Here is a 5,131-nt window from a genome sequence, read left to right as displayed (position 1 = left end):
CTACAAATGCCGCTGTTCGTCGAACGGGCTGCCGGAGCGGTTCGAACTCGGCACGCCGCAGATCGAGCTGATGGCCGGGCTGACGGCAGCGATCGACTATTTCGCCGATCTAGGCGCTGCCGCCGGCGAGGGCGGATCGCGGCGGCAGCGGATCGCCAAGGCTTTCGACGTTTCGATCGCTTATGAGAATGCGCTGGCCCGGCAACTGATCGAAGGCCTGTCCGATATCGAGGGCCTGATTATCCGCGGTATCACCGATACGGAGCGCCTCGCCGAGCGGGTGCCGACCGTTTCCTTCACGGTCGAGGGCATCGCGCCGGAAACGATCGTGCGGCAGATGAACGCCGAGAATATCTTTCTGTGGTCGGGCCATAATTACGCGTGGGAGATCGTCCACCAGCTCGGCATTCCAGCTGAGCAGGGTGTCGTGCGCATCGGCATTGCCCACTACAACACGGCGGCCGAGATCGAGGAGACGCTGGAGAGCGTGCACCGCGTGATCGCGATGCTGCGGCAGCAGCGCTAGTCTTTCTTGCCGCCGAGGCCGGTCAGGAAAGCGGTGAGGTTGTCGCCCAGCGCATCGCAGAGATAGCCGCCTTCCTGGACGATGACCGTGGGCAGGCCGAGCCCGGCAATCGCTTCGCCCATTCGCGAGAAGCCTGGCGTCGTCACCGAGAGGCCGCCGAATGGATCGCCTTCGAAAGCGTCGAGGCCGAGTGCCACCACAAGCGCTTCCGGCGCGAAGGCGCGGATGCGCTGGAAGGCCGTCGCCAGCGCTTCGAGAAAGGCCGTGTCGCCGGATTTGCGCGGCAGCGGCAGGTTGAGATTGTAGCCGAGGCCGGGGCCTTCGCCGCGCTCGTCGGCATGCCCCCAGAAGAACGGATAGAAGCGCACTGGATCGGCGTGCAGCGAGACGGTCAGCACATCGGGACGGGCGTAGAAGATGCCTTGCGTGCCGTTGCCGTGATGCAGGTCGACATCGAGGATGGCGACGCGGGCGGAACTCTTGCGCAGAACCTGCGCGGCCAAGGCCGAATTGTTGATGAAGCAGAAGCCGCCGGCGACATCGGCGAAAGCGTGGTGTCCAGGCGGACGGCAGAGCGCATAGGCCGACGGCGCGCCGGCCATCACGGCTTGAGCGGCTTCGACCGCGCTCCAGGCGCTCCACAGCGCGCTGTTCCAGGTCTCGGCCGAGATCGGGCAGGCGGTGTCGGCCATATGGTAGCCGGCCTGGCCGACCGCCGAGGCCGGATAGGAGCCGTTGCGAGCGATCGGGTGGATGTTCGGGATCACCTCCGCCGAAGCGCCTTCGATGCGCTGCCAGCGCGTGAAGATGTTTTCGAGGAAGTCGAGATATTCAGGCGTATGCACCGCCGCGACCGGGCCAAGCCCGTGATTTTTCGGGCGTTCGACCGTCAAACCGGCCGATCTTGCGCCGGATAGCAGTCTCTCCACCCGCTCCGGCTTTTCCGGATTGGGCTGCGGCGCGCCGCTCGAAAGGAAAGCCTTGGGATCGTGGCGCTTCTGCTCTTCGGCATAGAAGGCTTTCATCGTCATTCCTCCGGAGCGTCGGCAAAGGCGAAAAAGGCATCGCCGACGATCTTCTGCACCTGTTCGTAACTCGAGCGGCCGATGCCCAGTTTCTCATAGAAGGCCTTGGCGGTCTCGTTGTCGGTATCGACGGAGAGCCTCAGATAAACGCCGCCCGCCGCGCGGCACTCTTTCGCGACGCGCCGCAGCAGTTTCTCGCCGATGCGGCGGCCGCGAAAGCGGTCCTCGACATAAAGATCCTGCACATAGACGCCCGGACGACCCATCCAGGTCGAGAAGATCGGGAAATACAGGCAGAGCCCGGCGAATTCGCCGCCGATCTCGACGATCAGGGTCGAGAAGGCGGGCTTTTCGCCGAAGCCGTAAGTGCGGAGGTCGTCAGCGGTGGATTTGATATCCTGGTTGGCGCCGATATGGGTGCCGAGACGCAGCAGCGCGGCGTAGATTGTTTCGACGTCGTCGATGGTACCGGGACGGAGCAGAATGTCGGTGGCCCGCTGCGGCATCGGTCAGTCCGCATGTCCGGCGGCGCTGGAGCCGATCAACAGATCGTCAAGCTCGCCGATTCTGTCTTCGGAAAAGACACGGATACCGTTTTCCTCGAGCAGCGCGGTGGTCGTGCCTTGGCCAGCCACGCGGGCCCTTGAAAAGCTCCCGTCATAGATAAAACTGCTGCCGCATGATGGGCTGCCGTCCGTCAATACGGCATAGCGGCATCCGGTTTCCCGGGCGAGGTCGAGCGCCAGTTGCCCGGCTTCGCGGTAAAGGCGGGTGACATCGCTGCCGGTTTGCTCGATCACTCTGCCATGGCCCTGCAGGACCGCATGGCCGTCGCGCGCGCCCTGGATTTCCGCCGGCGGACGCGGCGTCGAAAAACCTGCCGCTACCTCTGGACAGATCTGCACGATCCGGCCTTCCGACTGCCACCGCGCCAGTACGGGATGGTGATCGAGCCGAAACGAGCCGTTGTAGCGCACCTTGCTTCCGAGCAGGCAGGCCGAGACAAGCACTCTCTCCATATCGGCTCTCCCTTGGCGAGGGCTCAGTGATTGACCGGCAGGTCAAGTTCGGCGGCAAGTGCCTCCAGCGTGTCGCCAAGCACCGCGATGATCTCGCCGATCTGTTCGCGGGTTGTGATCAAAGGCGGGCAGACCATGAAATTATCACTCACCGGCCCGCCGCGCACGCGCCGCGAGTAGATGATGAGTCCACGCTCGAAGGCCAGATCGATGAGCCGCAAATTGGCGTTGAGATTCTGTGGCAACGGCGTCCTGGCCAAGGGGTCGGCGTAGAGCTCCGCACCCATGAACAGGCCCTTGCCTCGCACGTCGGCAATGAAAGGAAAGCGACCCGACAGCGCTTCGAGTTCGCCCCTCAGCACTTCGCCCATGACGGCGGAATTCTCGACCAAGCCAAGGCGGTCGACTTCGCCGAGAACGGCAACGCCGGCCGCGCAGGCGACAGGGTTACCGCCATAGGTATGGCCATGCAGGAAGCCGCCTGCCGCAACGACCGGCCCGACGATCCTCTCCGTCGCGGCAAGTGCCCCCAAGGGCGCGTAGCCGGAGCTCAGCCCTTTCGACAGCGCGACGATATCCGGCCGGCAGCTCCAATGGTCGCCGCCCAGGAACTTGCCGGTGCGCCCGATGCCGGTCATGACCTCGTCATGGATCAGCAGGATGCCGTAGCGGTCGCAGATTTCGCGGATCCGGGCAAAATAGCTTGCGGGTGGGACCAGTGCCGCGGTCGCCGCGCCGCCAATCGGCTCCATGATGAAGGCAAGCACGCTTTCGGGGCCTTGTTCCAGGATCTTTTCCTCAAGCATGTCGGCGTAGCGGACGCCGCGCTCTTCCAGCGACAGATTATCTTGGTCGCGATGGACAAACGGGGCCGGCACCAGCGGCATCGGCTGTCCGAGCGGGTCGAATGTCTTGGTCAGGACATCGTCGCCGGTGACGGCAAGCGTGCCAAGCGTGATGCCGTGATAGGAGGGCATGCGACCGATGATTTTCCAGCGCTTGTCCTGGCCTGTCGCGACAGCCCATTGGCGCGCGAGCTTGAGGCAGGCCTCGACCGCCTCGGAACCGCCGGAAACGAGATAAATGCGCTCGAGCCCGTTCGGAAGCCGCTCGGCCAACTCCCGCGCCAGCGCGACGGCCTGTTTGTTCTCGAATTGGAAGATGTAGGCGAAGCTGACGCGGTCAAGCTGCCGCTTCATCGCATCGATGACGTTGCGATTGCCGTGACCGACATTGACGTTGACCGCGCCGCTCGATCCATCGATGTAGCGGCGGCCGCTCTTGTCCCACAGATAGATGCCATCGGCGCGATCCACCATCGGCTGGGGCCGTCGCGTGAAGTGGAAGAGGTTCGGCCGGCTGACGGTTTCGATCGACTGCGCAGTGCTCATTCGCCCCTCTCGTCTCGGCCAAGATAGCGGTCGAGAACATTCTTGGTCACGCGTTCGACCATCGCGTCCTGCCTTAGCAGGCCGGCGACCCATTCGCAGCTTCCGGCATGGAACACCTCGCCCTTGCCGCGCGGGAAATTGACGATCATGCCGTTGCCGCGCTTCACCTTGTCGAGATTGGCGTCGCTCGCCTCGCCGAAAAGCGTCTCGGCGGTGAAGCGGCCATCCTCGTCGGTGAGGAACTGGTCCTCGATCGGGATGTCGGCGCTTTCCTCGACCTGGCTCGCCATGCCGACCGCCAGCACCTGCAGGCCGTCGGGCGCGCCGCTATCCGCGGTCGGGTAGGGCAGGCCGCAGCGGATCTCGAAATCGAGGCCGTCGACCTCATAGCCATAGACATGGCTGTCGGCGCCGAGCAGGTCGCCATAATAGATGCCGGTGCCTGCGAAGGCCCAGTGCTCGGGATGGTAGACCGGAAAGCCGCGTACGCCGCGCGGGGCGCAGCCGCCCCACCCGGCGTAGACGCCTCGCGTCGCGTTGAGGCCGAAGGTGGCGCTGCCGGGGCGGCCGATCTCGGGCGCTTCCCAGGAATTGGTGGCGCGAGTGACATCGCCGCCGCGATAGGCCGGGTCTTCCGCGCGCGCCTTGTACTTGTAGCAGACCTGGCGGCGGCCTTGGTCTTCCAGCCTCGTCTGCCACATGAAATTGCCGGCAAAGCGCGCCGCGTGCCCGCCGCCGGTCACATAGTTGTCGACAGCGTCGCGCATTTCCCAGGTCCAGTATTCGTCATGGCCGACGAAGACGACGCAGTCATAGCCGTCGAGGATTTCGGGCGAGAAATGCAGCTCGTGCTGGCTGGCGAGATCGACCAGGTAGCCGGCGCGTTCGGCGAAGCGGAAGAAATGGCTGTCATAGCTTGCCCAGCCGGACGATGCGTATTTCTTCGAATGCCCGGTGGCAAAAGCCCACTCCATGTGTGGATAGCGCGGCACGGTCTTCGGCGGCACGGCGACTTCGAGCGGCACGCGCGGCGCGTCCTTTGGCAGCACGACGAAGCCGCGGCACCAGGGGCGCTCAATCGACACCGTCGTTGCGTACTGGTCGCGGTTCGGACCGGTGATGCCCTGATAGTGGTTCGAGCCGCCCCAGGTGTTGTACGCGGTCCAGGTG

General features: G+C 64.5%; 6 protein-coding genes. 1 reads left to right on the top strand and 5 read right to left on the bottom strand.

Features of this window, described 5'->3' with window-relative positions; genetic code table 11:
• On the top strand, nt 1-526 hold a 526-nt coding region (locus EOA24_RS26915), incomplete at its 5' end, for an aminotransferase class V-fold PLP-dependent enzyme (RefSeq protein WP_127410248.1).
• Here EOA24_RS26915 and EOA24_RS26910 read toward each other — a convergent pair.
• The 5 genes from EOA24_RS26910 to EOA24_RS26890 all read right to left on the bottom strand — a co-directional run.
• Nucleotides 523-1,551, bottom strand: a complete 1,029-nt coding sequence (locus tag EOA24_RS26910; protein ID WP_126082512.1) for a histone deacetylase family protein — start codon at nt 1,549-1,551, stop codon at nt 523-525. The two genes, EOA24_RS26915 and EOA24_RS26910, sit on opposite strands and share 4 nt — an antisense overlap.
• 2 nt (nt 1,552-1,553) lie before the next feature.
• Nucleotides 1,554-2,057 carry a GNAT family N-acetyltransferase gene (locus EOA24_RS26905; protein ID WP_126082513.1) on the bottom strand — a complete coding sequence of 168 codons (504 nt, stop codon included), beginning with the start codon at nt 2,055-2,057 and terminating at the stop codon, nt 1,554-1,556.
• A 3-nt stretch (nt 2,058-2,060) separates the two neighbouring features.
• The gene (locus tag EOA24_RS26900; protein WP_126082514.1) at nt 2,061-2,570 is read right to left on the bottom strand and encodes a DUF523 domain-containing protein; all 510 of its coding nucleotides are present in this window, start codon (nt 2,568-2,570) and stop codon (nt 2,061-2,063) included.
• 23 nt (nt 2,571-2,593) lie between these two features.
• Nucleotides 2,594-3,961 (bottom strand): aspartate aminotransferase family protein, encoded by a 1,368-nt coding sequence (locus EOA24_RS26895; protein WP_126082515.1) that lies wholly within the window; start codon nt 3,959-3,961, stop codon nt 2,594-2,596.
• A partial coding sequence (locus EOA24_RS26890; protein WP_127410247.1) for a N,N-dimethylformamidase beta subunit family domain-containing protein occupies nt 3,958-5,131 on the bottom strand: 1,174 nt, incomplete at its 5' end. The genes EOA24_RS26895 and EOA24_RS26890, both read right to left, overlap by 4 nt.

The organism is Mesorhizobium sp. M2A.F.Ca.ET.039.01.1.1, assembly GCF_003998035.1.
In the GTDB taxonomy this organism is placed as follows: Bacteria; Pseudomonadota; Alphaproteobacteria; order Rhizobiales; family Rhizobiaceae; genus Mesorhizobium.
The sequence above is the reverse complement of the archived record's forward strand: the minus strand, read 5'-3'. Positions and strand labels throughout refer to the sequence as shown.